At 67.4% G+C, this 26,266-nt stretch carries 27 protein-coding genes and 1 riboswitch; of the genes, 7 read left to right on the top strand and 20 right to left on the bottom strand.

Features of this window, described 5'->3' with window-relative positions:
- Positions 1 to 202 precede the first annotated feature (202 nt).
- The 5 genes from OXR00_RS00825 to OXR00_RS00805 form a co-directional block, all read right to left on the bottom strand.
- Positions 203 to 1,150: an acetyl-CoA carboxylase carboxyltransferase subunit alpha gene (locus tag OXR00_RS00825; RefSeq protein ID WP_242146057.1), complete on the bottom strand. Its 948-nt coding sequence runs from the start codon at positions 1,148 to 1,150 to the stop codon at positions 203 to 205.
- Positions 1,151 to 1,296: 146 nt separating this feature from the next.
- Entirely contained in the window at positions 1,297 to 1,620 is a 324-nt protein-coding gene (locus OXR00_RS00820; RefSeq protein ID WP_242146056.1) for a hypothetical protein, read from the bottom strand.
- Positions 1,621 to 1,731: 111 nt separating this feature from the next.
- Positions 1,732 to 2,670 (bottom strand): tyrosine-type recombinase/integrase, encoded by a 939-nt coding sequence (locus OXR00_RS00815; RefSeq protein WP_267386129.1) that lies wholly within the window; start codon positions 2,668 to 2,670, stop codon positions 1,732 to 1,734.
- Positions 2,671 to 2,675: 5 nt separating this feature from the next.
- A complete protein-coding gene (locus OXR00_RS00810; RefSeq protein ID WP_267386128.1) occupies positions 2,676 to 4,439 on the bottom strand; it encodes a hypothetical protein in 1,764 nt (587 codons plus the stop codon).
- 40 nt (positions 4,440 to 4,479) lie between these two features.
- On the bottom strand, positions 4,480 to 4,617 hold the full coding sequence (locus tag OXR00_RS00805; protein ID WP_242146054.1) for a hypothetical protein: 138 nt from the start codon (positions 4,615 to 4,617) through the stop codon (positions 4,480 to 4,482).
- Between the two features lie 84 nt (positions 4,618 to 4,701).
- Here OXR00_RS00805 and OXR00_RS00800 point away from each other — a divergent pair, with 84 nt between their 5' ends.
- From OXR00_RS00800 to OXR00_RS00785, 4 genes are read left to right on the top strand one after another with little or no spacing between them, the layout of a single operon-like run.
- Positions 4,702 to 5,241, top strand: coding sequence for a shikimate kinase (locus OXR00_RS00800; RefSeq protein ID WP_267386127.1), 540 nt, complete (start codon positions 4,702 to 4,704; stop codon positions 5,239 to 5,241).
- The gene (gene aroB / locus OXR00_RS00795; RefSeq protein WP_267386126.1) at positions 5,238 to 6,338 is read left to right on the top strand and encodes a 3-dehydroquinate synthase; all 1,101 of its coding nucleotides are present in this window, start codon (positions 5,238 to 5,240) and stop codon (positions 6,336 to 6,338) included. Before OXR00_RS00800 ends, aroB begins: the two co-directional genes overlap by 4 nt.
- Positions 6,335 to 7,480, top strand: coding sequence for a patatin-like phospholipase family protein (locus OXR00_RS00790; protein ID WP_267386125.1), 1,146 nt, complete (start codon positions 6,335 to 6,337; stop codon positions 7,478 to 7,480). Before aroB ends, OXR00_RS00790 begins: the two co-directional genes overlap by 4 nt.
- Positions 7,481 to 7,529: 49 nt before the next feature.
- Positions 7,530 to 8,219, top strand: coding sequence for an HPP family protein (locus OXR00_RS00785; protein ID WP_267386124.1), 690 nt, complete (start codon positions 7,530 to 7,532; stop codon positions 8,217 to 8,219).
- 3 nt (positions 8,220 to 8,222) lie between these two features.
- On the opposite strand, the gene OXR00_RS00780 is transcribed toward OXR00_RS00785, so the two are convergent.
- The 5 genes from OXR00_RS00780 to radA all read right to left on the bottom strand — a co-directional run bounded on the left by OXR00_RS00780 (position 8,223) and on the right by radA (position 12,828).
- Positions 8,223 to 8,552, bottom strand: a complete 330-nt coding sequence (locus tag OXR00_RS00780) for a DUF423 domain-containing protein (RefSeq protein ID WP_267386123.1) — start codon at positions 8,550 to 8,552, stop codon at positions 8,223 to 8,225.
- The gene (locus OXR00_RS00775; protein ID WP_267386122.1) at positions 8,552 to 10,309 is read right to left on the bottom strand and encodes a cation:proton antiporter; all 1,758 of its coding nucleotides are present in this window, start codon (positions 10,307 to 10,309) and stop codon (positions 8,552 to 8,554) included. Before OXR00_RS00775 ends, OXR00_RS00780 begins: the two co-directional genes overlap by 1 nt.
- On the bottom strand, positions 10,306 to 10,740 hold the full coding sequence (locus tag OXR00_RS00770) for an iron-sulfur cluster assembly scaffold protein (RefSeq protein WP_242146047.1): 435 nt from the start codon (positions 10,738 to 10,740) through the stop codon (positions 10,306 to 10,308). The genes OXR00_RS00775 and OXR00_RS00770 overlap by 4 nt, the downstream gene beginning before the upstream one ends.
- 88 nt (positions 10,741 to 10,828) lie before the next feature.
- Positions 10,829 to 11,389, bottom strand: coding sequence for a CvpA family protein (locus OXR00_RS00765; protein WP_267386121.1), 561 nt, complete (start codon positions 11,387 to 11,389; stop codon positions 10,829 to 10,831).
- Positions 11,390 to 11,457: 68 nt separating this feature from the next.
- On the bottom strand, positions 11,458 to 12,828 hold the full coding sequence (gene radA, locus OXR00_RS00760) for a DNA repair protein RadA (RefSeq protein ID WP_267386120.1): 1,371 nt from the start codon (positions 12,826 to 12,828) through the stop codon (positions 11,458 to 11,460).
- A gap of 494 nt (positions 12,829 to 13,322) precedes the next feature.
- Between radA and OXR00_RS00755 the strand changes: the two genes are divergently transcribed.
- A complete protein-coding gene (locus tag OXR00_RS00755) occupies positions 13,323 to 14,495 on the top strand; it encodes a glycosyltransferase family 1 protein (protein WP_267386119.1) in 1,173 nt (390 codons plus the stop codon).
- A gap of 35 nt (positions 14,496 to 14,530) precedes the next feature.
- Entirely contained in the window at positions 14,531 to 15,136 is a 606-nt protein-coding gene (locus OXR00_RS00750; RefSeq protein ID WP_267386118.1) for a DUF938 domain-containing protein, read from the top strand.
- Between the two features lie 6 nt (positions 15,137 to 15,142).
- Here OXR00_RS00750 and trxC read toward each other — a convergent pair whose 3' ends face one another.
- Positions 15,143 to 15,577 carry a thioredoxin TrxC gene (gene trxC / locus OXR00_RS00745; RefSeq protein ID WP_267386117.1) on the bottom strand — a complete coding sequence of 145 codons (435 nt, stop codon included), beginning with the start codon at positions 15,575 to 15,577 and terminating at the stop codon, positions 15,143 to 15,145.
- Positions 15,578 to 15,636: 59 nt separating this feature from the next.
- A riboswitch (SAM-I-IV-variant riboswitch) is annotated at positions 15,637 to 15,743 on the top strand.
- Between the two features lie 39 nt (positions 15,744 to 15,782).
- Between trxC and metA the strand changes: the two genes are divergently transcribed.
- Positions 15,783 to 16,700, top strand: a complete 918-nt coding sequence (gene metA / locus OXR00_RS00740) for a homoserine O-succinyltransferase (RefSeq protein ID WP_267386116.1) — start codon at positions 15,783 to 15,785, stop codon at positions 16,698 to 16,700.
- Positions 16,701 to 17,609: 909 nt separating this feature from the next.
- On the opposite strand, the gene OXR00_RS00735 is transcribed toward metA, so the two are convergent.
- Genes OXR00_RS00735 through OXR00_RS00695 form a run of 9 tightly spaced genes read right to left on the bottom strand, consistent with a single transcriptional unit; the run spans position 17,610 to position 26,261 of the window.
- Positions 17,610 to 19,043 carry an efflux transporter outer membrane subunit gene (locus OXR00_RS00735; protein WP_267386114.1) on the bottom strand — a complete coding sequence of 478 codons (1,434 nt, stop codon included), beginning with the start codon at positions 19,041 to 19,043 and terminating at the stop codon, positions 17,610 to 17,612.
- Positions 19,040 to 19,969, bottom strand: coding sequence for an efflux RND transporter periplasmic adaptor subunit (locus OXR00_RS00730; RefSeq protein ID WP_267386112.1), 930 nt, complete (start codon positions 19,967 to 19,969; stop codon positions 19,040 to 19,042). The genes OXR00_RS00735 and OXR00_RS00730 overlap by 4 nt, the downstream gene beginning before the upstream one ends.
- A complete protein-coding gene (locus OXR00_RS00725) occupies positions 19,966 to 20,181 on the bottom strand; it encodes a DUF1656 domain-containing protein (protein WP_242146038.1) in 216 nt (71 codons plus the stop codon). Before OXR00_RS00725 ends, OXR00_RS00730 begins: the two co-directional genes overlap by 4 nt.
- Positions 20,178 to 22,226: an FUSC family protein gene (locus OXR00_RS00720; protein WP_267386111.1), complete on the bottom strand. Its 2,049-nt coding sequence runs from the start codon at positions 22,224 to 22,226 to the stop codon at positions 20,178 to 20,180. The genes OXR00_RS00725 and OXR00_RS00720 overlap by 4 nt, the downstream gene beginning before the upstream one ends.
- Positions 22,223 to 22,672 (bottom strand): MarR family transcriptional regulator, encoded by a 450-nt coding sequence (locus tag OXR00_RS00715; protein ID WP_267386110.1) that lies wholly within the window; start codon positions 22,670 to 22,672, stop codon positions 22,223 to 22,225. The genes OXR00_RS00720 and OXR00_RS00715 overlap by 4 nt, the downstream gene beginning before the upstream one ends.
- Positions 22,673 to 22,730: 58 nt before the next feature.
- Entirely contained in the window at positions 22,731 to 23,366 is a 636-nt protein-coding gene (locus tag OXR00_RS00710; RefSeq protein ID WP_267386109.1) for a glutathione S-transferase, read from the bottom strand.
- On the bottom strand, positions 23,363 to 23,722 hold the full coding sequence (locus tag OXR00_RS00705; protein ID WP_267386108.1) for a reverse transcriptase-like protein: 360 nt from the start codon (positions 23,720 to 23,722) through the stop codon (positions 23,363 to 23,365). Before OXR00_RS00705 ends, OXR00_RS00710 begins: the two co-directional genes overlap by 4 nt.
- Positions 23,723 to 23,754: 32 nt before the next feature.
- Complete coding sequence (locus OXR00_RS00700) at positions 23,755 to 25,134, bottom strand: HAMP domain-containing sensor histidine kinase (RefSeq protein ID WP_267386107.1); 1,380 nt, start codon at positions 25,132 to 25,134, stop codon at positions 23,755 to 23,757.
- Entirely contained in the window at positions 25,131 to 26,261 is a 1,131-nt protein-coding gene (locus tag OXR00_RS00695; protein ID WP_267386106.1) for a DUF2336 domain-containing protein, read from the bottom strand. The genes OXR00_RS00700 and OXR00_RS00695 overlap by 4 nt, the downstream gene beginning before the upstream one ends.
- Positions 26,262 to 26,266: the final 5 nt, after the last annotated feature.

The raw sequence follows: 26,266 nt of genomic DNA, 5'->3' as shown, positions 1-26,266 counted from the left end.
CGCCGAAAGCTTACATTACATAGGAAAGGGCGGCGGAACCAAGGTTCTGCCGCCCTTTTCTGTTACGGGACGTAACTGATCGCGTATTTGCTCGCGGTACTCGGCCACGCGTGACGCACCGCGATCCAACGACCCGGCGATCAGTTCACAGAGAGGTTTAGCAACCTCACCACTTTATCGAGGCGAGTTGCACGCCGACGGTTCAGAGGCGACCCATCGCCAGAAACTTCTCACGCCGAGCGCGGCGGAGCCCGTCCGCATCGAGCCCGCTTAATTCGCCAAGAGACTCGGCGATAGCATTGCCGAGCGCGCTGATCGCCGCAGTCGGATCACGATGCGCGCCACCAAGCGGCTCGGGCACGATCGTATCGATCACACCCAGGCCCTTAAGATCCTGCGCGGTGACTTTCATCGCCTCGGCAGCATCGGGCGCGCGCTCGTTGGTGCGCCACAGGATCGCGGCGCAACCCTCGGGCGAGATCACCGAATAGACCGCATTCTCGAACATCAGGACGCGACTTGCCGCCGCCAGCGCGATCGCGCCGCCGGATCCGCCCTCACCCACGATCGCCGCGATCATCGGCACGCCGAGCGCGAGACATTGTTCTGTAGACCGCGCGATCGCCTCGGCCTGCCCGCGCTCCTCCGCCTGCACGCCCGGGAACGCGCCGGAGGTGTCGACCAGCGTCAGAACCGGCAGACCGAAGCGATCGGCAAGCTGCATCAGGCGGATCGCTTTGCGGTAGCCCTCCGGCTTGCCGGACCCGAAGTTGTGACGGATGCGCGAGGCGGTGTCATTGCCCTTTTCGTGGCCGATCACCATCACGCGCTGGCCGCGAAAACGCGCGAAACCACCGAGGATCGCCTGATCGTCACCAAAAGCGCGATCACCGGCGAGAGGAACGAACCCCTCGAACAATCCGGCGACATAATCCTTGAAGTGCGGCCGCTCACCATGCCGTGCCACCAGCGTCTTCTGCCACGGCGTCAGCTTCGCGTAGGTATCGCGCAGCAATTTGTCGGATTTGGCCTGGAGCCTCGCGACATCGGCGGAAATGTCGACGGTACCGCCCGCGCCGGTTTCACGGAGTTCGTCGATGCGAGCCTGCAGCTCTGCGATCGGTTTTTCAAAGTCTAGAAAGCTTGCCATCAGGCCGTGTCGGTTACGGGCTGAGGGCGGAATTGGCAATGGTGCGCATCGCTGCAACCCCGTCTCGCCATCGCTAGCCCCACTCCAAAAATGCAATGGGCGCCGCATCGCCTTCGCAACGCGACGCCCAATAACTTCAATCGGGCTTAGTTGCCGTCCTTGACGCCCACGGTCGGTACGTCGACGGTCGTCTTCTTCGTCTCGACCTTCGGCACCGTCACGGTCTGCTTGCTGGTGCCGACGACAACTTCCTTGGAGTGCATGTCGACGTCTGGCATGTCACCGCCCTTGGCGCTGACGTTGACCTTGGGAAGCGATCCACCCTTCACGTCCGCGCTCCAGAAGCCGGTCGCGAACAAGATACCGACGACGATCACGATCGCGAGCAGGATAAGCCCGATAACCTTACCGGTGTTGCTGCGCTTCTCCACGTAGGTCGTGGTGCCGTCCGGATTGCGATACTCAGCCATTACATATCTCCCTTGTCGTAACGGCACAGAAACCAATCCGCGTTGAGAATGTTCCAGCGACGCAACGTTAGGACATGCGCAGAACGCGACGCACACACCGTGCTTTCCGCGTTACACGATGCGCTCTGACGCTCGCATGCCCCGATCGCGGCGCGCCTGCGCTTCGGCAAGAGGGTGCCGTTCGTTGACCAGCGCCACCAGCCGACTCGCGTCGACATGCGTATAGATTTCCGTCGTAGCGATATCGGCATGGCCGAGCATGGTCTGGAGCGCGCGCAGGTCCGCGCCGCCGGCGAGCAAATGCGTCGCGAAGGCATGGCGCAGCACATGCGGGGAAATCCGATCGTGCGGGATCCCCGCCGCCCCACCAAGATCGCGCAACACCTGGAACAATCGCACGCGCGACAAGAAGCTTTTTCCGGACGGGAACAGCCACGGCTGATCCGCCGGCACATGCACGCGCCAGGCGGCGACCGCCGCGCGCGCCCGGTCCGAAATCGGCACAAGCCGCTCGCGCCCTCCCTTACCGCGCAGGATGCAATATTGCCGGTCGGGCGCGACCGCACCGCGCGGCAGTGACACCAGTTCGGTCGCACGCAGGCCTGATCCGTACAACAACTCCACCAGCGCGGAGAGCCGCAGGTCGCGCGGATCGAGCGGTTCCGCCGCCAGCCGCTCGGCGATGACCGCGAACAGGCGATCGACGTCGGCATGGCTCAGCACTTTGGGGAGCGGACGGCGGGTGCCGGGCCGGGGCAGCGCCGCACCGGGATCGTCCGTGCGGTGCCCCTCATCCGCGAGAAACGCGAAGAAACGCCGTAACGCCGCGGACTTGCGCGCCACCGTCGCGTGCGACAGGTCCGCCCACATGCCGGCGAGCCGCATCAGATCGTCGGCGCTGGCCGCTGCCAACCTGCCTGCCAGAGAATCCGACGCGAGCGCGAGATCGCTGCGATAGGCAGCCAGCGTGTTCTTCGCAGCACCCCGCTCCGCCGCCATCATCTCGAGGAACCGCTCGATCAGCGCTCGGTCGGCGCCGGGAGGCGGCACCTCGATCAAAGCCGGGCGAGCGCCTCCGCCGCGATCATCCGTGCCTCGCCTTCGAGGCCGACCGTGCGTAGCGCCACGACGATATGGTACAGCGCTTCCGGCGAAACGCCGCCCCAAGTCGGCGTCTGCATGCCGACGGCCGCGAGCAACACCACCGTTCCCGGCTGATTCGACATTGCCGCCCGACCGATCGCACGGGTCCAGGCGTTTTCCTGCCCGATGCGGATGTCGAGTGATTGCGCGCCCTGCTCGACATCGCTCGCCGACATGCGCCCCAGCCCGGCCAGCCCGGCAAAGAACATGCGACGCTTCAACGTCGCATTGTTGCCCGCACCGGCATAGTTGCTGACCGCCGCAAAGCGATAGCGCGGCATTCCAGGATCGGCGAGCGCAAGCATCGCCCACGCGTCGCTCGACGTGGCGACGGCAGCGCGCCACTTCTGCGCGGTAACGTCATGGCCTGCCGCAAGCATCGCCGCGACGAGCCGGTCGGCATCCGCACCTTGCGTGCCGGCCGGCACGCGCGCGGCTGCCCCTGCGGTCAACACCAGCCGGGCATACCGGCCCGCGTCGGATTTCGGTGCGTCCCACAGCGATTTAATCGCGGTCAGCCGTGCGGAGATATCGCCGCCGCTATACGCGGTCTGCAAATCCCGCGCGATGGCTGCCTCCGGCAACGCCTCGTCCCCTTCCTCGGTGACCATACCGTAGAGGTCGACCAGCGCCGCGCTCGAGAACACACCGCGCGCTGCCGCCAGTTCTGCGCCCGGCGCGCGGACATGGGCGGCGAGCATCGGCGACAGCGCGCGCCACGCCATGACGTTGCGGCCGGTCGCGTCGAGCAGCGGCTGCGGAATTTCCGTCGCCGAAGCCATCGCGAGACCGTATCGCCAAGCGGTGAGGTGATCGACGTCATCCCACTCGATCGTCACCGCCTGACGGCCCCGCGCGCCGGCACCGGCGATCTTCTGCGCAAGCAACAGATCGATGCCGGTCGCCACGTGGCTTTTCTTCGCAGCGGCGATCAGCGGCGCGACCTTGCCCGGGTTGCCCGCCAGCCCGGCGCACATCGCGCGCGCCAGCACCCAGCCACGCTCGAAACCAAGTGCGTAGCCGCCCTCGGCAAGCGGACACAGTTCGGCCGGGTCGCCATTGGCAAGCGCCGACTGCATCGCAATCTCGTAGAGCTTGGGCGTGTAATCCTGATTGTCGACGCTCTGCACCACACCGCGCGCCGCAACCGAGTCGCCCATGCGCAGCAGCAGCCAGGCCCGCTCCGCCGCGAAGTCCGCGCCGTTGACCCCGGCGGGCGTATCGACTTTGGACACGAGGGCGCGGCGCAGCGCGATCGCGACCCAGCGCGACGCGATCGGCAGGTTTAGCCCGCGCATCAGTCCCTCGACATAGCGGCCGGACGCATTGCCGAACGCCTGCGCCGGCAGTCCACCGTCAGCCCGGCCGACCAGCCCGACCTGAGCCAGCGAGCGCCGCGCGTAAGCAGGCATGTCGTACCGCACCGGCAGCGCGATGGCGCCGGGAGTCGGCGTGCCGCTGGGCAGCGGTGTCGGCGTGCTGCTGGCGAGCGTGACCGGCGGCGGTGCGCCATTGCTGGCGGGCAGCGGTGCTGCGACAGGCGCAGGCACGCTGCGCACGACCGCGTTGCCCGCGGGCGACGGGCGTGCGGACGGGGTCGGCGTGGCGGCGGGATCGCCAAAGCCGGGCGGAAGGATCGACTGCGGCGAACTCTGGCCGAGTGCAGGGATCCCCACACCCAGCGCGATCGCCGTCACCAATGCGAGTAGCGGGAGATCAGCCCTGGAGATTCGCAAGCGTGACAACCTTCTCGACATGGGTCAGGGGCTTCTCGTGCGCGCGGCCAGCAAGCAGAAACATTCCGCCGACGAGCACGACGACCACGACCAGAAGCGAAAGCAGCGAGCGGGACATTGGCAAACCTTGTAACAATTGGGCGGAACCGGCCCGGCAGGCCCTTTTGCCCGAGCGGCGGGTGCGCTGTATAGCCCGTTTCCGATGTTGCAAAGCCCCGCCCCCAATCCTGTCTGGCATGGCCAGCCGATCGTCCTCGTCGGATTGATGGGCGCCGGCAAGTCGACCGTCGGCCGCCGGCTCGCCCAGCGCCTGCGTTTGCCCTTCGTCGATGCCGATACCGAGATCGAGACGGCGGCAGGCATGACGGTGTCCGACATCTTCTCCCGCTTTGGTGAAGCGCACTTTCGCGATGGCGAGCGCCGGGTGATCGCGCGGCTGATGAACGGCGAACCGCGTGTGATTGCCACCGGCGGCGGTGCGTTCATCCAGGACGATACGCGTGCGCTGATCCTCGCGAGCGCACTGGCGATATGGCTCGACGCCAGCCCTGAGGTGCTGGTCAGCCGCGTGGCAAGGCGCGATACCCGGCCGCTACTGCGCGACGGCGATCCGCGCCAGATTCTTGAAAATCTCGCGCGGGTGCGCAACCCGATCTATGCCCAATCCCACCTCCGCGTCGTCAGCCAGCATGCCCCGCATGATTTGACCGTCAACGCCATTCTCAAGGCTATCGGATTATGACGATCGTCCGTGTCGGACTCGGCACGCGCAGCTATGACGTGGTGATCGAAGCCGGGCTGCTCGCCCGCGCCGCCGAACACCTGAAGCCGCTCGCCCGTGGGCGGGTGATGGCGATCGTCACCGACGAGAACGTGCGGCCGCATCTCGACGTGCTGCGCGGCGCACTCTCCGACGCCGGGGTCGAAAGCGAGGCGATCGTGCTGCCGCCGGGCGAATCGACCAAAAGCTGGGCCATGCTGGAGCATCTGACGGATCGGCTGCTCGATCTCGGCATCGAACGTGGCGATCATGTCGTCGCGCTCGGCGGCGGTGTGATCGGCGATCTGGTCGGGTTTGCGTGCAGCATCCTCAAACGCGGCTGCGGCTTCGTGCAGGTGCCGACCACGCTGCTGGCGCAGGTCGATTCGTCGGTCGGCGGGAAAACCGCGATCAACACGCGGGCGGGCAAGAACCTGATCGGCGCATTCCATCAGCCGGCGCTGGTGTTGATCGACCCTGTCGTGCTGGAAACACTGCCGCTGCGGCAGGTGCGCGCGGGTTATGCCGAGGTGGTGAAATACGGCCTGATCGACGATGCCGATTTTTTTGCTTGGTGCGAGGCGAACGGCGCAGCCTTGCTCGCGGGCGATCTTGCCTTGCGCGAACATGCCATTGCATACTCCGTCGCCGCCAAGGCGCGCATCGTCGCGGAGGATGAACGCGAAACCAGGGGACGGCGGGCGCTACTGAACCTGGGCCACACGTTCGGGCATGCGCTTGAGGCGGAGGCGGGCTTTTCCGACCGGCTACTTCATGGCGAAGCGGTCGCCGCCGGCATGGCGCTGGCCTACGGGTTCTCGGCCGCGAAGGGTCTTGCGCCGCAGGCGGATGCGGCGCGCGTTGCCGCGCATCTGCGCAGCGTCGGCCTGCCGGACGGCCTTGCGGCTGCCAGCATCGTGGCCAGTGGCGAGGTGCTCGTCGCGCACATGCTGCACGACAAGAAGATGGATGCCGGCACCCTCCCCTTTCTGCTCGCACGTGGCATCGGGCAAAGTTTCGTCGACACGTCGGTGGATCTCGACGCGGTGGCAGCCTTCCTCAACCTGGACCCACGATGATACGCTCGTGGTACCGTGCCGGACTGGCGGCGCTGCTGCTCGCGACCAGCGGCTGCGTCACCATCCCGCGTGAGCCGTTCACGCAGGCCGAACATGCCATCGCCTATCCAGTCGGCTTCCCGCATGTGCGCTACGGTCCCGATGATCCGGCCGTACGCGCGATGTTCCACGCCGATGCCGCCGGCACCCCACCGATCATGCTGGCGCTGTCGGGCGGTGGCGCGAACGGAGCGTTCGGCGCGGGCGTGCTCTACGGCTGGACGCAGGCAGGCACCCGCCCCGAGTTCAGCATCGTGACCGGCGTGAGTACTGGCGCCCTGATCGCGCCCTTCGCGTTTTTAGGGCCCAAATGGGACGCCGAGATGAAGACCGGCTTCACCGACGGCCGCGCGTCGCATCTGCTGCCTTTCCCCTTTGTGAATCCACTATTCCGCGACAGTATCTACACCGGCAAGCGGTTGCGTGCTTTGGTCGACAGTTTTGTGACGCCGCGGCTGCTCGCCGCCGTCGCCGCCGAGAACGCACGCGGGCGCAAACTGCTGATCGCCACCACCGATCTCGACAGCCAGGATCTTGTCGTGTGGGACATGGGCGCGATCGCCGCACATGGCGGCACCGCCGCGCGCGCTCTGTTCGCGACCGTCCTCACCGCCTCCGCCGCGATCCCCGGCGTGTTTCCGCCGGTGATGATTGCAGCACAGATGGGCAACCACGTCGCGCAGGAACTGCACGTCGACGGCAGCACGATCGGCGCGTTCTTCGCGCTGCCCGACACCGCCCTGATCGCCCCCACCGGGCGCGGCAGCGGCGGCCGCATCTACGTGCTGATCAACGGCAAGGCGGATGACGAGTTCGCTGTGACCAAACGCTCGCTGATCTCGCTGCTGACGCGCAGTTTCGATACCGCAAGCAAGGCAACGCAGCGCACGTCACTGGCTACGGTGGCAGCCTTCGGCCAGCAGAATAACGTCGGTACGTATGTCGCGGCGGTGCCGCCGACAGAAACGTCTTCATCGCTCGACTTCCGGCAGCCCGCGATGCAGGCGCTGTTCGAGCTTGGCCGAACGCGCATGGTGGCCGGAACCGCCTGGGCAAACTTGACGACGGCGTTGAAGGTCCCGGATCCAACCCCCGAGCGCTGATCCGCGCCTTTGCTATTGTGAAAGGAGGGGCCTGCGCGGCCGATATTGCATGGCTCTGCTGTCCCGTCTCATGCCACCGGTGCTCGCCACCGGCCCGGCGGAGCGCCTTCGCGCCGGCTTTGGTGCGTTCCTCGGCATTCTCGTCACCGCGCTGGCGTCGACCTTGTGGCTCGGTACCGGCGCCACACCGCTGCTGCTGATCGCGCCGATGGGAGCATCGGCGGTGCTGCTGTTCGGCGTGCCGGCAAGCCCGCTCGCGCAGCCCTGGGCGATCCTTGGCGGTAATCTCGTCGCCGCGCTGATCGGCGTCACGGCGGCGCGGTGGATCGGCTCCCCGCTGCTCGCCGCGTCGCTGGCGGTGGGCGGCACCATGCTCGCCACGTCGCTGCTGCGTTGTGTCCATCCGCCGAGCGGCGCGGTCGCGCTAACGGCCGTACTCGGCGGCCCGCATATCGTCGCGCTCGGTTACGGCTTCGCGCTGGTTCCGGTCGGGCTGAATTCGGCGCTGCTGCTGGCGGTCGCTCTGGTCTACAACAATGTGACGCGACGCTCATATCCGCACCACGCGCATCCACCGGCGCACCCGCACCCGCCGAAAGCGCCGCTCGCCCTTGACGAAGGTGACATCGACGCGGTGCTTGCGGATTATGGCGAGCCGCTCGACATCAGTCGTGAGGATCTCGGAGTGTTGCTGCGCGAACTCCTCGGCCGCATCGAACAGCGCTCCAACGAACGCTGATCCTCAGCGCGCGGCGGCCCATGCCAGCCACAGCCAGCCCGCGATCAGCATCAACCCGCCGATCGGCGTCACTGCGCCGAGCCACTTCGGCAAGCCGAGCGCCATCAGATACAGCGTCCCGGAGAACACCAACGCCCCGCCGACGAACAACCACCCCGCTCCGCGCGCACCCATCTGCACCGCCACCAGCGCCGCGACCGCATGGATGAGCTGATACTCGCCGCCGGTCTTCAGCCAAGCCGCCGCGACACCACTCGCGCCGTGTGCACCGAATGCCCCCGCACCAACCGCCAACGCCCCCGAAAGCGCCGCCGCCACCACCAGCCAGTTCATCAGCCACCCTCCCGCAATTCTTCACGCGTGTCCTGCACCATCATGCGTGCCGCCTCGTCGCGGAAGTTGCCGGTGTCGAGTTGCACGCGCAGCCGCTCCTTGTCGCGGGCACGGTAATGCGCCTCGCTGCGGTTGATCTCCTCCTCGTCGATCTCGATACTGGCCATCGCGAGGCGCGCCATCTTGACCGCCGACTCGAGCACCTCACGCACCACCGCCGTCGCCGGGCTGCCCTTCAGCTTGATGAGCGAGCGGCGATCATAGGCGCGCACGAAAACCTTCGCCTCCGGAAAGGCGGTATGCACCGCCTCGACTAGGTCGGTCGTCACCTGATCCTGGTCGATGCAGAACAGGATCAGTTCCGCCTCGCTCGCCCCCGCCTGTCGCAGCAGGTCGAGCCGGGTGCCATCGCCGTAATACACCTTGGCGCCGAACTCACCCGCCACGTCGATCATCTCGATGTCGGTATCGATCAGCGTGACGGGAATGCCTTGCGCGATCAGCATCTGCGCGACCGTCTGGCCGAAGCGCCCGTAGCCGACGATCAGCGCGTTGGCGCCATCGGAACGCGGCCCCTCGCGATCGCCGCCATCCACGACCGGTTCGGTCCGCAGCCGCTTGGTGATCGCCATCAGGAACGGCGTCGTCGCCATCGACAGCGTGACGACCGCGCCGAACAGGCTCGCCGCCTCGGGTGCGATCAGATAGGCGTGCTGCGCCTGCGCGAACAGTACGAAGCCGAACTCGCCGCCCTGGCTCAGCAGCAGGCCGAGCGCGAACGCCTCGCGCCATCTCATGCGGAACAGCAGGCCGATGCCCATCATGATCGCCGCCTTGGTGACGATCAGCGCGAGCGCCATGCCGACCACGAACAACGGGCGCGCGGCGATCGCATGCAGATCGAGCATCATGCCGATGGCCAGGAAGAACAGGCCGAGCAGGATTGAGCGGAACGGCTCGACATCGGTTTCGATCTCGTGCCGATACGGGCTGTCCGCTAGCATCACGCCCGCGACGAACGCGCCGAGCGCGGTGGAGAGGCCGAGCGACTCCATGATCGCCGCCGCCGCCACGACGGTGAACAGCGCCGCGAAGACGAACATCTCGCGCTCACCGAGATTGCCGATCGCACGGAACATCGGCCGCAGCAGGTACCGCCCGGCCAGCACCAGCCCGGTAATCGCCAGCACGGTATAGAGGAACAACTGCCAGCCGGGCGGGCCGTTCGCATCGGCGGGATTGCGCGAAAGCACCGTGACGATGGTGATGAGCGGCACGATCGACAGATCCTGGAACAGCAGGATCGAAAAGGCGCGCTCCCCGAAGGGCGTACGCAACCGACCGGCGGATTGCAGCATCGGCAGCACCTGCGCGGTCGACGACAGCGCCAGCGGCAGACCGAGCGCGAGCGACGCGGCGAGCGAGAACCGCGCGATCAGCCACACCACGCCCGTCACTGCGATACCGCAGGTGATGACCTGCATCAGGCCAAGCCCGAAAATCTCCTTGCGCAGGCTCCACAGCCGCGACGGGTTGAGCTCCAGCCCGACGATGAACAGCAACAACGTGATGCCGAGTTCTGCAACGCCGATCTTCTGATCGGCGTCGCCGACCAGCCCCAGCACCTGCGGCCCGACGACGGCACCGGCAACGAGATAGCCCAGCGTCGCGCCGAGCCCCAGCCGGCGGAAGATCAGCACGAACAGCAGCCCGAACCCGCCGAGCGCTGCACCGTCGATCAGCAGACTTTCCGTCATGCCGCGCGGCTGAGCGCCGCGGCCGCAGCCGCTTCCGCCGCGGCCTCGAACGCGAGCCGGATCGAGGGGTGTCGCGCACTGTGCGGCAAAGCCGGCGTGAAGATGTCGAGACCGGGCCAGTCGGGCACGTCGCCCTCACCCGCCAGCCAGGCTGCCAACGCGTCGCGCGCGGCCGCGATCTCGGCCGGCGACCGCCCTACAACCTGCGCCGCCAGCAGCGAGGACGATGCTTGCCCGAGCGCACAGGCGCGCACCAACATGCCCACCTCGGCGACACGCCCGTCCTCACCCATATTCACGTCGACCGTGACCCGGCTCCCGCAGATTGGCGATCGCTTCTCCGAAGAGGCCATCGGATCGGCGAGCCGCTCCTGATACGGGATGGTTGCGGCGAGGCGCAGGATTTCGGTGTTGTAGAGCGTCGCGGTCATGCCGTGGATGTAGGGCCGATGCGGCGGCGCGTCACCCCACACGATGGCGGGTGCGAAACGAAGTTTGGCGCCGGCTCGGCCCGTCGCGTCAGTCGGTCCGGTTCTCCGTCGGGACGGCCGGTGCCATGGTGTGGCCGAAGACCGGCAAGCCCTTGCGGCGGCGATCAACGAAATCGGCGATGCTCGCGCTGGTTGCATTGAGCAGCGGGTAGGTTTTGGAGGCGGTCAGCCACTCCGGTCGGTGTGCGGGGCCACCATGTACGGTATCGGTCATCAATACGACGACCAGGAAGCCGAGGCTCGCCAGGATCAAGCCCTTCACCGCGCCGAACCCGAAGCCAAGCGCTCGGTCGATCGGTCCGACCGCCGAATCGCGGATACGACCGCCGATCGCGCGGGCTACCAGCCGGCCACCGAAGTAGGTGACACCGGCCAGAATCGCGAACGCCAGTACCGCCGCGCCGGTCACCGTGCCGACCATGCCGGTCAGCGCCGCCGCGAGCGGCGTGTGGAACAGCTTCACCGCGAACACGATCGCGACCCACGCGAACAGCGACAGCACCTCCGTCACGAAACCGCGCATCACGCCGAGGATCGCCGCGCCACCCACGGCCAGCAGAACGATGATGTCGAGCGCGCTTAGTCCCATGATGCGCCTGCGCTTACGATGGCCGCGGGTGCGAGTCGAGCGTGTCAGGCGGCTCGGTCGCCGACCCGCTACTTGCCCAGCATATGCTCGACCAAAGCGCCGAGCGTGCGGAAGCCGGTCAGCGCAAGCGGCGCCGGATCGGCGGCGGTGGTCGCCGGCACCAGCGCGCGTTCGAAGCCAAGTTTGGCGGCTTCCTTCATGCGAAGCGGTCCGTGCGCGACCGGGCGCACCTCGCCAGACAGCGCAATCTCGCCGAACGCGACCGCGTCGGCGGGGACCGGCCGCTCGGACAGGCCGGAGATCAGCGCCGCCGCGACCGCGAGATCTGCGGCCGGGTCCTGCACACGGTATCCTCCGGCGATGTTCAGATAGACTTCGCACGCCGAAAAACTCAGGCCGCAGCGCGCCTCCAGCACCGCAAGGATCATCGCCAGCCGCCCACTGTCCCAGCCGACCACCGCCCGCCTGGGCGTCGCGCCACTCGCCAGCCGCACCACCAGCGCCTGGATTTCGACCAGCACCGGCCGCGTCCCCTCCAGCGCGGGGAAAACGGTGGTGCCGGTCACGCCTTCGTCGCGCTGCGTCAGGAACAGTGCGGAAGGGTTGGAAATCTCCGTCAGGCCTTCCGCAACCATCGCGAACACGCCAATCTCGTCGGTGCCGCCGAAGCGGTTCTTGATCGCGCGCAGGATGCGATACTGGTGGCTGCGCTCGCCCTCGAAGCTCAGCACGGTATCGACCATGTGTTCCAGCACACGCGGACCGGCGATGCTGCCGTCCTTCGTGACATGGCCGACCAGCACCACCGCCGTGCCACGTTCCTTGGCGAAACGGATCAGTTCCTGCGCGGAGGCGCGGACCTGGCTGACCGTACCCGGTGCGCCCTCGATCAGATCGGAGTGCATCGTCTGGATCGAATCGATCACCAGCAGGTCGGGCGGCGTGCCTTGGGAGAGCGTCGTCAGGATATCGCGCGTAGAGGTGGCGGAGGCGAGTTGCACCGGTGCGTTGCCGAGCCCCAGCCGCCGCGCGCGAAGGCGCACCTGATCGGCTGCCTCTTCGCCAGAAACATAGGCGACGCTCTTGCCGGCAAGCGCCATCTTCGCGGCCGCCTGCAACAGCAGCGTCGACTTGCCGATCCCCGGATCGCCGCCGATCAACGTTGCCGATCCTTCCACGAAACCACCACCGAGCGCGCGGTCGAACTCGGCGATGCCGCTCGCCATCCGGTCGGGGAGTTCGACGTCGGTATCGAGGCCGGACAGCGTGATGAAACGCCCGCCACCTTGCAGGTTATGCTTGGCCTGGAACGGCGTGACGACGGCACCCGCCTCCTCGACCATCGTGTTCCATTCCGAACAATCCCCGCATTGCCCGGCCCAGCGATGAGAGACCGAGCCGCAAGATTGGCAGACGTAGCGCTTCTGTGGTTTCGCCATGCTGTGTCCGATACCCGAGCCGGAACGATTAGAGAACAAAAAACTTGCCCGAAGCGCGCGACCCGACCTGTGCGGCCGGGAGCTCTGCTAATTTGGGGACCGATGTTGCCTGGCTGCTTGGGACGGACTGGTACGATCGGTTGAGTGGACTGGACGATCATGGGCGATTTTTAGTGCGTCAGGCGGTCCTACCGACGGACTCTGCCGAAATCCGTGACATGCTCGTTCGGTGTGGAACCTCACTGGCATGCACCTCGCCTCCGTAGAAAGCCGGCGCCGCGACATCTCAGCGCGAGCGATCTGCTGATAATGATGCGGGGCTTTACGATCAGTCGCCACGCTTCTGAACACACGGACCGGTCTTCCGGCGGCTGCGGCCGAAACAGCGGATCGCCGCACACAAGCCGACCGCTAGCGAGCAAAAGAGACCCGCCGTTCCACCGCGTCCGAAACGTCCTGTTCCCAATCCGCCGACTCGACGCTATGGCGCGGCGATGCAGGCGACAGACCTCCGCGTTGCGCTTTTCAGCGGCAATTATAATTACACCCGCGACGGTGCCAACCAGACGCTAAACCTGCTGGTCGGCTATCTTCTCAAGCAGGGTGCGGCGGTGCGCGTCTATTCGCCGGTGAGCCGCAAGCCAGCGTTCGCGCCGACCGGCGATCTGGTCGGCACGCGCTCGGTCAAGATGCCGGGCGGCCGTGCCGAGTATAAGCTTGGGCTCGCCATTGATGCGCACGTTCGCGCCGATCTGGATGCGTTCGCGCCCAACCTCGTCCATGTCTCGGCGCCGGATTTCCTCAACCACTCGGCGGTACGCTATGCACGGGAAAAGGGCATTCCGGTGGTCGCGTCTTACCACACGCGCTTCGAGACCTATGTGCAATATTACGGCATCGGCTTCGTCGCGCCGCTGATCGTGCGCATGCAGCGCAAATTCTACCAAGGCGTCGATGAGGTGCTCGCCCCCAGCCAGATGATGGGCGAGATCCTGCGCGAATGGGGCGTGACAACGCCGGTCACGCGCTGGTCGCGCGGCGTGAACCACGATCGCTTCAGCCCGGCCCGGCGCAGCCTCGAATGGCGGCGTTCGCTCGGTATCGGCGATGACGAGATCGCGATCGGTTTCCTCGGCCGGCTGGTCAAGGAAAAAGGTCTCGATGTGTTCGCCAAGGCGATGCACGCGCTCGACGTGCGTGGCGTGCGGCACCGGACGCTGGTCGTCGGTGAAGGTCCCGCACGCGGCTGGTTCGCCAAGGAGATTCCCGATGCGGTGTTCGCAGGCTTCGTGACGGGCGACGATCTCGGCCGCGCGGTCGCATCAATGGACGTGTTCTTCAACCCGAGCGTGACCGAGACGTTCGGCAACGTAACGCTGGAGGCGATGGCGGCGGGTGTGCCGGTGGTGGCGGCGCGGGCGTCAGGCGCGGTCGGGCTGCTGGAAGACGGCTTGACCGGGCTGATCGTCGATCCGACCGATATCGAGGGCTATGCCGACGCGCTGCAACGCTTCTGCGAAGACGCCAGCTTCCGCGTCGGTGCAGGCCGCGCCGGCGTGGCGGAGGCGGCCGGCTATCGTTGGGAGCGGATCAACCAGACCGTGCTCGACACGTATCTGCGCGTGATCGCCCGCACCCCGGTACAGGCGGCGCATACGCCGGTTTGACTTGGCTTTGGCCGCGCCCTGTCGCAAGGCGCACCATGGACATAGACCACCGCCTGAGCAGTCCGGCAGCCCTTCGCAATCGCGAATCGATCCTGGACGTGTTGCGCACGGTGCTGCCGGAGCGCGGGACAGTGCTGGAGATCGCGAGCGGTTCCGGTGAGCATATCACGCACTTCGCCGCCGCCATGCCGACGCTGATCTGGCAGCCCAGCGACCCTTCGCTCGCGGCGCGGACCTCGATTGCGGCATGGCTGCACGACACACCGCTGGCGAACGTACGTGCGCCGCTCGACATCGATGCCGCAGCCGAGCCGTGGCCGATGGCGGACGCCGACGCGGTGCTGGCAATCAACATGGTGCACATCAGCCCGTGGCGGGCGACGCTGGGGCTGCTCGGCGGCGCGGCGCGGCTGCTGCCGGCGGGCGGTCACCTGTACCTTTACGGTCCGTTCCGACGCGCCGACGTTCCGCTGGTGGCGAGCAACGCTGCCTTTGACGCCGATCTCAAGGCGCGTGACCCGTCATGGGGCATCCGCGACCTCGACACCGTCGCGGCGGCGGCGACCCCGCTCGGACTCAATCTGGATCGCGTGATCGAGATGCCGGCCAACAATCTGTCGGTCGTGTTCGTGCGCGGATAACCGCCCTCACATCACCCCGCGTGCCCACCCGACGATCGCACTCGCGGGCATAGCGCCGGACTGGCGCGCCACTTCCCGGCCGCCGCGAAACAGGATCATCGTTGGGATCGAGCGGATTGCGTAGCGCGCCGCGATCGCGGCCTCCGCCTCGGTATCGAGCTTGCCGAGCCGCATTGCCGGTTCGAGCTGCTGTGCGGCAGCGGCGAACGCCGGCGCCATCTGGCGGCATGGCCCGCACCATTCCGCCCAGAAATCCACCAGCAGCGGCAGGTCGCCACGCCCGGCATGGGCATCGAAGTTGGCCGCGGTCAGCACGATCGGCGCACCGGAGAACAAAGGCGCATGGCAGCGCCCGCAGGTGCCGCCTGCGCCACGTTTCTCGATCGGCACGCGATTGGCGGTCGCGCAGGCAGGGCAGATCACGATATTGCTGTCGCTCATGCATGCCGATGTAGCGCGCTTGGTGGCATTGCCAAGCACCCCGCGACTTCGTATGAGTATCGCAACATCAAGAGTTGGGACGACGCCCAACGCCAACCTGCCGTCCGGGCAAGGTGGCACTCTCTCCAGAGAGGATGTGGCCGATCCGGCAACCAAACGGACCAGAGCCACGCAAGCGTCCGCCCCGTCAGAGGACCAAACGCCCGTGCCGATCAAAATCCCCGACGACCTGCCCGCCACCCGCACGCTGGAAGCGGAAGGCATCACCGTGATGCGCGAGGCCGATGCCGCCCGGCAGGACATCCGGCCATTGCGGATCGGGCTGCTCAACCTGATGCCCAACAAGATCAGCACCGAGACGCAGCTTGCCCGCCTGATCGGCGCCTCCCCGCTCCAGATCGACTTGACGCTGGTGCGGATGACCGATCACGTCGCGCGCAACACCCCGGCCGATCATATGGCGGCGTTCTACCGGCCGTGGTCCGACGTCCGCGACGAGCGGTTCGACGGCTTCATCATCACCGGCGCCCCGGTGGAGAAGCTGCCGTTCGAACAGGTCCGCTACTGGGACGAGATGCGGCAGGTGTTCGACTGGACGCAGACGCATGTGCACTCCTGTCTGACGATCTGCTGGGCGGCGCAGGCCGCCGCTTACCATTTCCACGATATCGGCAAGCACGCGCTGCCGGCGAAAGCGACCGGCGTATTCCCGCACCGCAACCTGATCCCCTCGTCGCCTTATCTGCGTGGCTTCTCGGACGATTTCGCCGTACCGGTATCGCGCTGGACCGAGCTGCGGCGCGAGGACGTGCTGCGCACGCCCGCATTGCGCATCCTCGCCGACAATGACGAGACCGGGCCGTGCCTGCTCGAAGATCCGGCGTATCGGCGGCTGTATATGTTCAACCACCTCGAATACGACACCACCACGCTCGCCGACGAATATGCGCGCGACGGCGGGCCGGTGCCGTCCAACTACTTCCCGAACGACGATCCGACACGCCCGCCCGCGAATCAGTGGCGCAGCCACGCGCACCTGTTGTTCGGCAACTGGATCAACGAGATATACCAGACCACGCCGTTCGAACTGAACACGCTCGGTCAGGTCGCAAAGGCGGCCTAGCGGAAGCTTTTCCCTCCAGGACCTCGGAATAACCAATAGGGGTGGCTAGCGATCCGTTCGCTTCCCTGTCGCCGTAGAGAGTGGTAGCCTTAGCCTAAGATGCCCCTAAGCGAGGTGGCGACCAAAGGAGATGCAGGATGATCTTCTACGCACCCCCTGCCGTTGAGCAGTGTGCCGCACCATCGCAAGACGTCATCCTCCGGGTCAGCGGCAAGCCTGATCAAGTCGCCTCCTTCATTAAAGATGTCGCTGCGCCCGGTAGCGCTTGGCGCATTGTCGAAGATACGCCGTCCGCAGCTTCCCGGTCGCTGACGCTTCAGGCGCGCGCGACCGTTCCTTACAGGACTGTCGTGGACGCGACCTCCAACGCAAATCTCCGCCTTATGACATCGCGTGTTACATTTGCAGCACCGGCATGTAGCTCCTCGTAAGTGCGCCGAACGTCCGAAGTCGGGCGAACTTGACCGGGCAGCTTTCCGCCCCGGTGGCTGCCGGTCGGCTTTAAGGCTATGTAAGCGTCGGAACGTGTTGGCTGGATGGTCCACAGCGCGGTGGCTTGCCAGTTCTAGCGGCAAAGCATACCGTAGCGGGTGACGTGGAGCAGATGTAATGAAGCCAGCACTTCTTTATCCCATAGCGGTTGGCGTTCTCGTTTTTCTAGTTCTACTTGGTTTAGATGCGCTGCACTTCGGGGAGAACTCCCTATGGCGTGCTGGTCTGGTGGGTGCGCTTTGTAGCATCGTCGTTAATCGGTTGGGACCAAAACTCATAGGCCGACAACGTCTTTAGCTGAGAGCATCGCCGCATGGGGCGCTCATGGCGTAGATTTCTGCTGCTCGTGTCACGAGTAGCGGGTTTCACGATCGAAATGTTCGGTCCGCAACGGCTGAATCTGGATGACTGCAGCCGTCACTTCCCACTCGGCACGGGCTCCGCTGTGTCCGGTGTCCAGCCGCCGCCCAGCGCCAGGAACAGATCGACCTCCGCATCCACCAGCGCAGCCTGCGCACTTGCCAGCGATGCTTCCGCGCTGGCAAGCGTCGCCTGCGCGCTCAACGTGTCGAGGAAGGTGCCGCGGCCGAAGCGTGTCAGGCGGTCCGCCTGCGCCACCGCCTTGGCTGCGCTGTCGCGCGCGCGGGTCAGGTCGGTCACCTGGTCGCGGGTGCGCGCATAGGCGGACAAGGCGGTTTCGGTCTGGCGCAGACCTTCCAGCACGGTGCCGTCGAAGCGGGCGAGCGCGGCGTCGGCATTCGCGCCCGCGCCTGCAATCTGCGCGCGTACGGCGATGCGGTTGGGGAAGCTCCAGCTTATCAGCGGCCCGAGTGAGAGGTTGAACGCCGTTCCAACGTTAAGCGGCGACAGCGGCCCGGTGAACCCGGCCGATCCGCCGAGGCTGACCTGCGGATACAGGCTCGCTGTCGCCACGCCGATCTGCGCGGTAGCGGAAGCAAGGTTGCGTTCCGCCTGACGGATGTCGGGGCGCCGGCGGATCAGCGCGGCGCCGTCGCCGACCGGGACGACGCTGCGCACCAAAGGCAGCTTACGGCAACTTTCCACCGCACGCGGATAGTCCGCCGGTGCCCGCCCGAGCAACGCCGCCAGTTCGAACAACGATGCCTGCCGCGCCGCGATCAGCGCGGGTAGCTGCGCGCGACTCTGCTCGACCGCGGCCTGCGCGCGCGTGACGTCGAAGGCGGTGTCACGGCCGCCGCGCTGCAGGCGTTGCGTGGCGGTAAGCGTCTGTTGCTGGATGCCGATGACGCGGTTGGCCGCCGCGATCCGCACGTTGGCGGTGCAGGTGGCGGCGTAACTGCGCGTCACCGCCGCCGCGACGGTGACGCGGACCTCGTCGCGCGCCGCTTCGATCGCCTCGGCATCGGCGCGCGCCGCTTCGATCTGGCGGCGGATGCGCCCGGCGAGATCGAGCGGGTAGGACAGGCCCCCACCGAGATCGTACCCGACCTGCCCGGGCAGCCCTGCGCCGGTGCCGTAGGGCCGCGCCAGCGTCGCTCCGCCAGAAAGTGTGGTCTGGATCGTACGGCCGGCCTCCGCTTCGCGCACAACCGCACTCGCCGCGCGCAGATTGGCGTCGGCGGCGCGCAGATCGGTGTTCGCAGCCAGCCCTTCGGTAACAAGGCCGTCGAGCAGCGCATCGTCATACAGCCGCCACCAATGGTCGGGCAGCGGGGCGGCGGTGAACGCTTTGTCCTTCCCTCCCAGAAAGGCGCCATTGGCAGCGGGCGCGCGCGCGACGGCGCCGTCGGGGAGGTGATAGTCCGGCCCGGCGGTACATGCGGACACGCTCGCCGCGAGCACCGCCGCCGCGACGACACGCCGGATCATCGCGCGACCCCCGGCGTCGCTGCCGGACGCGGTTGCGCGGTGGCAGTGCCCAAGGCGGTCGGCGTGATCGTCACCGTAGCGGTTCGTCCGGAGATCAACCGCAGATCGGCGGGTACGCGGTCGATCTTGACGCGCACGGGAATGCGCTGGGCGAGGCGGACCCAGGAGAAGGTCGCGTTGACGCTGGGTAGCAGGTTGCCGGTGTCGGTGCGCTCGCTGTCGCTGATGCCGGCGGCGATGCTTTCGACGTGACCGGTGAACACGCGCGGATCACCCATCAGCCGCACACGCGCGACCGCGCCGGGATGTACGCCGCCGAGCTTGGTCTCCTCGAAATACGCCTCGACCCGCAGCGAATCCGCGTCGATCAGCGCCAGCGCCTGCTGGCCGGCGGCGACGTAATCGCCCGGGTGGAGATCGAGGTTGGTGATCGTGCCGTTGACGCTGGCGTGCACCTGCGTGCGTTCCAGATTGAGCCGGGCGGTGTCCGCCTGTGCCTCGGCCTGGGCGAGTACCGCTTGCGCGGTAGCGACGCGGGCGACGTTCTGTTCGTGCGCCTCCGCCGCGACGAGATCGCCGAGCGCGAGATCGCGCGCGGCCTCGCGCCGATTCTGCGCAAGCGTGGCGCGGGCGCTGGCGATCGCCGCTTGTGCCTGCTCCAGCGCGAGCGCGTAGCGCGGGCGATCGACCACGAACAGCAGGTCACCGGCGTGGACGAGCTGGTTGTCGCGCACGGCCACGCTCGTGACCAGTCCGCCAACGTCCGGCGTCACGCGCACCACGTCGGCGCGGACGCGACCATCGCGGGTCCACGGATCGACCTCGTAGCGGTGCCACAGCCACAGCGCGACGAGGGCGGCGACGATGACGAGGACCAAAGTCGCGGTGAGGCGACCGGCGGGGGCGAGATAACGACTCCAGTTCACAGCGCAACTCCAGGGGGCGCAAAGGCGAGCACTAGCCCGCCGAGGATGAGGATATAGATCGCCACATCGACCAGCGGACGATAGGCAAACGCGCGGTACAGCCCGACAAGCGCGAACAAACGCGATGCTACCGCCGTCAGGATCGCGGCTGCGATCGCCAGCAGCAGCAACCCGGGCACGTAGACGCCGAACAGGCTCACCTCGCCGGTCATGCCGCCGCCTCCGCATGGTAGCCGGGTGCAGCCGGGAACAGGTTCCGGCGCAAACTGGTCAGCGCTAACAATGCGTCGCGGCGCTCGCCCGGTGCCGGATCGGCTGCGAAGGCGGTCATCGCGGTGTCGATCGCTGCAAGCAGGTCGGGATCCTCAACCGTCGGCGCGTCGAGCGTGCGCGCCCGATAATGCGCGCTTACCCGCGACAGCACCGGGTTGATGATGCCGCGCCCGAACTCGCCCGCCGCCAGCTTCACGCGGCGAAGCCCTGCCACCGAGATGCCGACACGCAGATCGACCAGCACGTCGAACAGCGGGCGGCCCGGGTCCTGGCCGCGCGCGACCAGGCGCGGGGCGAGCAAGCCGATCCGGTCGAGCATCTTGCTGACCCAGCCGATCTCGTCCGGTTCACCCGGCAGGATGCTGCGGCGCGCAAGGTCGCGCCACCCGGCGCGGATCAGGCGGGCGCTGCTCTGTTCGGCGCCGACCGTCTGGAACAGGCCGACCGTCACCACCGCGAAGCCAGTGCCGACGAGTTGCGCGATCGCGCCGTTGGCAAAGCTCGCGAAATCGCCTTCGTACGATGCATTCAGGCCAATCAGATTGGCGAGACCGAGCAACGCGCCCAGCGTGATGAGGTTGTACTTGGGAATTGCCAGCAGCGCCCCAAGCAGCAGGAACATCGGCGCGAGCACGGCGGCGACGGTCACGTAATCGGTCGCGCGTGGCAAGACCGCGAAGACGTAGAAGCCGGCGATGCACACGCCGATGATCGATCCCCACAAGAAGGTGCGGATCGCCGGCGCGGGATCATCGCTATTGCCGAACAAGGCACAGCACACGCCCGCGATCAGCACCGCGCCCGCGCCCTCCGGCCAGCCGGTGCCGATCCAGAACGCGCAGCCGAGCACCATCGTCGCGATCGTTCCCCACGCCGCGCGCAACGCCACGAAGCGGTCGCGGTGGAAGGTGCGGTTGGAGGCGGTGCGGAGCGCCGCGGCGACCGCCGGCGTGACGGCGGCGCGGGTCGGCGAGCGCATCTGATCGCGCAGGTCACGCACCGCGCTGTGCGATCGGACTAGGTCGGCGAGACGCGACGCCAGGCTGAGGATCAGCGCATCCCGCCATTGCAGCGGCGCCGCGACCGTCGGCTCCTCGGCGCGGATGTCCGCAACCAGAGTCTCCACCAGCGCGCCGCGTTCGGCGATCGATACGGCGGGCGTGGCGAGCCACTCACACGTCCGCACGATCAACGCCGCAAGACGCACGGGTACGCCGCCGTTCGCATTCAGTTCGGCGATGCGATCCTCCACCGCGCTGCCCAGTGGCAGCAAGAGCGAAAGTTGGTCCTGAAGCGCGCGCACCGTCCGCACGCGCGGCAGGAAGCGGGCCGTGTCGAACGGCAGATGGGTGGAAAGCTGGTGCAGTTCGTTGACGTCGAGCGCGAGCCGGCGGCGTTCGCGCAGCACCGTCTCGTCCGGCGCGCCGCTCAACGCGTCACGCGACCAACGTTCGACATCGGCGATGATCGCATCGACGCGCGTGAACAGCAGCCCCGTCACCGAACGCGGCAGGACCAGCGCGTGGATCAGGCTGCCGCACAGGATGCCGAGCGAGATTTCCTCGACACGCAGGATCGATGTCTGAAAGATCTGTCCCGGCGCCGCGACGCTCGGGAAGCCGATGATCGAGGCGGTATACCCCGCCAGCAGGAACACGTAGCTGCGCGGCGTGCGGTCCTGAAGCGAAATGAACAGGCACAGCCCCAGCCACAGCGCGAGCGCGAGCGACAGAAGTTCGGGCGCGTTGACGAGGTTGGGCACGAGGACGACCGCCGCCGTCGCGCCGAGCGCGGTGCCGAGCAGCCGGAACACCGCCTTGGAGATTACCGCGCCGGCGAGCGGCTGCGCGACGATGTACGACGTACTGACCGCCCAGTACGGACGCGTCAGCCCGATCTTGAGCGCGATGTAATAGGCCAACATGGCCGCGATGAAGCATTTGATCGAGAACAGCGCGATATCGAGGCCGTAACGGTCGTTCATCGTTCGCTCTCGGCAGCGGCGGCGGCGCTGATCCGTTCGAGCACGGCGGCAGTGGCGGCAAGCGTTTCCGCGTCGAAATCGCCGAGGATGCGGTGGCGCAGCGCCGCGAGCGAGCGTTCGCTTTCCGCGACGATCGGCCGGGCGCGCTCGGTCAGCGCGAGCCGCTTGGCACGGCGATCCTGATCGTCGGGGGTACGCGTGACGAGCTCCTGTTCGACGAGATGATCGAGCAGTCGCACCAGCGATGGCGCGGTCATCTCCGTGGCCTCGGCGAGGTCGGTCAGGCGCGCTTCGTCACCAAGCCGGCCAAGCTGGGTCAGTACCCATGCGGTCGCCGCGGACAAGCCCTGCGCCTCAAGCGCGTCGTCCGCCAGCTTGCGCCACACCCGTGCGAGCGGCAGCAGGCGGCCGGCGATCTGCGCCTCGGAAGTTGTTCGTGTAGACATAATTAGGACGCTAATTACATCGGTACGGCGATTCTTCAAGAGGCGACGCGCGCTGAATTCACGACGAGGTGTTGTCACCCAGAATGACGTACATCCCTGCCCGCCACGGTGCGAGCTTCGTCATCGCGCGCGCGAACAGCGGCGCGGAGAGATGGCGATCGAGCCATGCCCGCACGCCCGGAAGTTGTTGCGCGGCAAACCAGTCCGGCTCGACCGCGGCGAATTGCCGGACGAAAGGGAAGATTGCGATATCGGCCAGCTGCCGTCGCTCGCCACATACATTGGCGCGATTGGCGAGCCGGTGTTCCAGCGTCATCAGCCACGCCACGGCGGCGACGCGATGGTCTAGCGGGTCGCTGCCGTGGCGATCGGGATATTTGTAGCGATCGAGATGATGTTTGAACGTACCGTCGTTGCCGGCGATCAGCGCGGTGTCGTCTCCCGCCAGCCAGTCCTCCGGATCATGCCGCGCGAGCGCCCAGCGCAGGATGTCGAGACTTTGGTCGATCACTCGGCCATCCGACAGCACCAGCACCGGGACGGTCGCCTTCGGCGACACCGCGATCAGGTCGTCCGGCTTCGCGCGCAACGCCACTTCGCGGATCTCGCACAAGGTTTCGGACACGAGCAGACCCATTCGTGCGCGCATCGCGTACGGACATCGGCGGAAGCTGTAGAGGATCGGCAGCGTCATCGGTGCAGCCGGGCAAGTGCGATGCCAGCGAGGTTCTGCGTACGTTTGATGTGGCGGACGCGCAAGCGAAGCCCGGCGACAGCGGCAGCGAAGTCGGACGCGTGACCCGGCGCCGCTCGGCCGGCCAGCGCGGCGTTGGCCTGTGCGACGATCGCCGCCGAATCGCCGAGCAGCACCGCGTCCCGCACGCCCAGCGCGCGGAAATGGGCGACCGCACGCAGCAACGCCAGCCATTCGGCGTCGTGGCTGGACCCATAGCCGGCATCGCGGTCGACATACGCAACGCCGCGCGCGACGACGGCAAGTTCGATACGGCCGGGATTGGGACGGCAGCCACCGTCGAAGAAAATCTTCATGCGCGCGGGCTATGCCAGCCACCCGCGCCGGATCAAGCGGCGCCGGTGGCTTGTGCCGGGAGCGTCAGCACGAAGCGAGCGCCCTGCCCCGGCGCGCTGTCGACGGTGATCTCGCCGCCCATCGCCCGCGCCAGTCGACGCGCGATGTAGAGGCCGAGGCCGCTTCCGCCGGGTTCGCGCGGGTCGACGCGTTCGAACTTATCAAAGATGCGCGCCTGATCGTCCAGCGCGATGCCCTTGCCCTGATCCGCAACGATGATCGCGGCGAGATCGCCCTCACGCTCGGCCCGGACCCAGATCACGCCGCCCTCGGGCGAATAGCGCACCGCATTGCCGATCAGGTTGACGAGGATCTGCAACACGCGCCGGAATTCCCCGATCGCCGGCAGCGTCTCGCCAAGCGTGGGCTTGTCGATCCGGACCTTCATGTCGGATGCGCGCACCGCAAGCAGCCCGGCGGCGCGGCGGGCGAGATCGGCGAGATCGATGTGTTCGATCGCGACGTGAAAATCGGTACGCTCGATCGCTTGGAGATCGACGAGATCGTCGACCAGCCCCATCAGGTGGCGCGCGGCGCTGGCGATATCGGCGGCGTAATCGGCGTAATCCTGCCGCAGCGGGCCTTCGGTCTGTGCGTTGATGCTGTCGGCATTGGCGATGATCCGGCCGAGCGGCGAGCGCAACGCCGAATCGAGCCGCACCGCGAATGTGCCGCTGGCATCGTCGATCGTCTGCGGCTCGGATCTGGGCGGCGCGCGTTCGAGTGTCACCGCGCCGATGAAGCCGGCGAAATCGCCGCGCGCGTCGCGACGCGGCCGCGCGGCGAGGCGCACCGCCTCTCCGGTCGCGCGCAAGGTAGCAGGCTGATCCTCGAAGCGTTCGCGCAGCGCGAGACCACCGAGAATCGGGAAGCTGCCGCTCTTGTCCTCGGCCAGCGCGAACAGCCCGGTCAGCGGCGCGCCGAGCAGCATGTCGGCATCAAAGCCATGCCGCACGCCGACATCCGGCGTGAGGAAGGTCAACCGCAGCGCCGAATCGGTCTCCCAGTGCCAGTCGGCATCCGCGGCGAGCGCGGCGTGATCGGTGTCGCCGATCGCATCGGGCGCGGCCCACGCCGGGCGGTCCGCCCAGCCGGTGATGGTGAGCGACACGCCCGCCGCGACCGGCTCGGCCCGCACCCACAATTCAAGATCGCCCGGACCATCAGCAGCGACGATGCCGCGTGAGACGAGGATGCCGAGCCGCTGCGTAAGGTGCGCCAGCCTGGCGAGTTGCGGCACCGCGACCGTCTCGCCAAGCGCACCGCCTGCCCGCGCGTTGAGATCGTGCAGCCGCGAATCGGCCTCGACCAGCCGCCCGTCGCGATCGATGAGGCCGCGCACCAGCGGCAGGATCGGCTCGCCCGCGGTCATGCCTTGGCTCCGCGCGCGATCGCCAGCACGGCGGCGCGATATTCGGGATGTAGCAGCAACGGCGCGATGGCTGCGCGCGCCTGCGCCGGATCGACCGCGACGATGGTATCGAGCAGGTCGGCGAACTGCTCGACATCGCGGCGCGGATCGGCCTCGCACAGCGCCAGACCGATGCGGGCGATGGCGGGACGATCGAGTTCGAGCGCGCGGAGCACCAGCCACAGCCGCTCCGCATCCGGATCGAGGACGATGTCGCGCATGTCGGCATAATGCAGCCCAAGCGCATGGCCGAGCAGCGCGATGAACAGCGACAAACGCTGATCCGCCAGCGCTTCGGCGAGCAGGGCGGCAAGTTCCTCCGCGCGCGGATCGAGTGCGATCGCGAGCCGGGTGGCGGCGGCCTCCAGCCGATCGCTTTCGTCATGCGCGGCGACGCTGCGCTGCGCCGACTCGGCGAGCGCGCGGTCGAGCGGCTCGGTCGTGCCGGCACCGTCGGACGTGGTCGCCTCGCGCACGGTCGCGGCGACCCACCAGATCAGGCGCTGCTGGATAGCCGCAGGCAGATCGGTCCGGGTCGTCGCCCCAGCCACCAGCGGCGCCCTGCGGCGGCTTTCGGTGGCGAGCAGCGCGACCGCGCCGGTCGCGACGACATGATCGGCGTGACGCGACAACCGCGCGAGCAGGCTCGGCTGGTCCGCCTTGCCGCTGCTCCCGAGCGGCGCGGCCTCGACCGGCAGCGCCTCCGCGATCAGGCTCTGGCGTACCCGGCCAATCAGTTCGTGCATCACCGCGGAATCGCGCATCAGCCCGGCACCAAGCAGCCGGTCGAGCGCCACCGGAGCCCCGCTGCCGACGTCGACCGCAAGCGCGGTGAGCCCCCGCGCTGTGAGCAGGCGTGCGGCATGTGCGCGAATCGCCGCCTCGATCGCGCCGACCAGCGCCTCCAGCGTTGCGGCGAGACGCGCGCGAACGCGGTCGTCGAGCCGACCGTCGCCAGCAAGAAAGAAGTCGTCGATCGACGTTGCGAGCCGATGATCCGCGCGCAGTTCCGCACCCGCCGCCCGGGCGAGCAGCGCGCTGGCGGTCGCAGTGCCGCCTGTATCGGGATCGCGAGCGTGGATCGACATGCCGG

This window comes from Sphingomonas sp. GC_Shp_3 (assembly GCF_026540945.1).
Lineage (GTDB): Bacteria > Pseudomonadota > Alphaproteobacteria > Sphingomonadales > Sphingomonadaceae > Sphingomonas.
Note: the sequence above shows the minus strand (reverse complement) of the source record. Positions and strands in the feature narration are given on the sequence as shown.

Excerpts from the sequence above, each read along its gene's own strand:
- OXR00_RS00825 (WP_242146057.1), bottom strand. The coding sequence starts at position 1,150 with ATGGCAAGCTTTCTAGACTTTGAAAAACCGATCGCAGAGCTGCAGGCT.
- OXR00_RS00820 (WP_242146056.1), bottom strand. The coding sequence starts at position 1,620 with ATGGCTGAGTATCGCAATCCGGACGGCACCACGACCTACGTGGAGAAG.
- OXR00_RS00805 (WP_242146054.1), bottom strand. The coding sequence starts at position 4,617 with ATGTCCCGCTCGCTGCTTTCGCTTCTGGTCGTGGTCGTCGTGCTCGTC.
- OXR00_RS00800 (WP_267386127.1), top strand. The coding sequence starts at position 4,702 with ATGTTGCAAAGCCCCGCCCCCAATCCTGTCTGGCATGGCCAGCCGATC.
- aroB (WP_267386126.1), top strand. The coding sequence starts at position 5,238 with ATGACGATCGTCCGTGTCGGACTCGGCACGCGCAGCTATGACGTGGTG.
- OXR00_RS00790 (WP_267386125.1), top strand. The coding sequence starts at position 6,335 with ATGATACGCTCGTGGTACCGTGCCGGACTGGCGGCGCTGCTGCTCGCG.
- OXR00_RS00785 (WP_267386124.1), top strand. The coding sequence starts at position 7,530 with ATGGCTCTGCTGTCCCGTCTCATGCCACCGGTGCTCGCCACCGGCCCG.
- OXR00_RS00780 (WP_267386123.1), bottom strand. The coding sequence starts at position 8,552 with ATGAACTGGCTGGTGGTGGCGGCGGCGCTTTCGGGGGCGTTGGCGGTT.
- OXR00_RS00775 (WP_267386122.1), bottom strand. The coding sequence starts at position 10,309 with ATGACGGAAAGTCTGCTGATCGACGGTGCAGCGCTCGGCGGGTTCGGG.
- OXR00_RS00770 (WP_242146047.1), bottom strand. The coding sequence starts at position 10,740 with ATGACCGCGACGCTCTACAACACCGAAATCCTGCGCCTCGCCGCAACC.
- OXR00_RS00765 (WP_267386121.1), bottom strand. The coding sequence starts at position 11,389 with ATGGGACTAAGCGCGCTCGACATCATCGTTCTGCTGGCCGTGGGTGGC.
- radA (WP_267386120.1), bottom strand. The coding sequence starts at position 12,828 with ATGGCGAAACCACAGAAGCGCTACGTCTGCCAATCTTGCGGCTCGGTC.
- OXR00_RS00755 (WP_267386119.1), top strand. The coding sequence starts at position 13,323 with ATGCAGGCGACAGACCTCCGCGTTGCGCTTTTCAGCGGCAATTATAAT.
- OXR00_RS00750 (WP_267386118.1), top strand. The coding sequence starts at position 14,531 with ATGGACATAGACCACCGCCTGAGCAGTCCGGCAGCCCTTCGCAATCGC.
- trxC (WP_267386117.1), bottom strand. The coding sequence starts at position 15,577 with ATGAGCGACAGCAATATCGTGATCTGCCCTGCCTGCGCGACCGCCAAT.
- OXR00_RS00735 (WP_267386114.1), bottom strand. The coding sequence starts at position 19,043 with ATGATCCGGCGTGTCGTCGCGGCGGCGGTGCTCGCGGCGAGCGTGTCC.
- OXR00_RS00725 (WP_242146038.1), bottom strand. The coding sequence starts at position 20,181 with ATGACCGGCGAGGTGAGCCTGTTCGGCGTCTACGTGCCCGGGTTGCTG.
- OXR00_RS00720 (WP_267386111.1), bottom strand. The coding sequence starts at position 22,226 with ATGAACGACCGTTACGGCCTCGATATCGCGCTGTTCTCGATCAAATGC.
- OXR00_RS00715 (WP_267386110.1), bottom strand. The coding sequence starts at position 22,672 with ATGTCTACACGAACAACTTCCGAGGCGCAGATCGCCGGCCGCCTGCTG.
- OXR00_RS00710 (WP_267386109.1), bottom strand. The coding sequence starts at position 23,366 with ATGACGCTGCCGATCCTCTACAGCTTCCGCCGATGTCCGTACGCGATG.
- OXR00_RS00705 (WP_267386108.1), bottom strand. The coding sequence starts at position 23,722 with ATGAAGATTTTCTTCGACGGTGGCTGCCGTCCCAATCCCGGCCGTATC.
- OXR00_RS00700 (WP_267386107.1), bottom strand. The coding sequence starts at position 25,134 with ATGACCGCGGGCGAGCCGATCCTGCCGCTGGTGCGCGGCCTCATCGAT.
- OXR00_RS00695 (WP_267386106.1), bottom strand. The coding sequence starts at position 26,261 with ATGTCGATCCACGCTCGCGATCCCGATACAGGCGGCACTGCGACCGCC.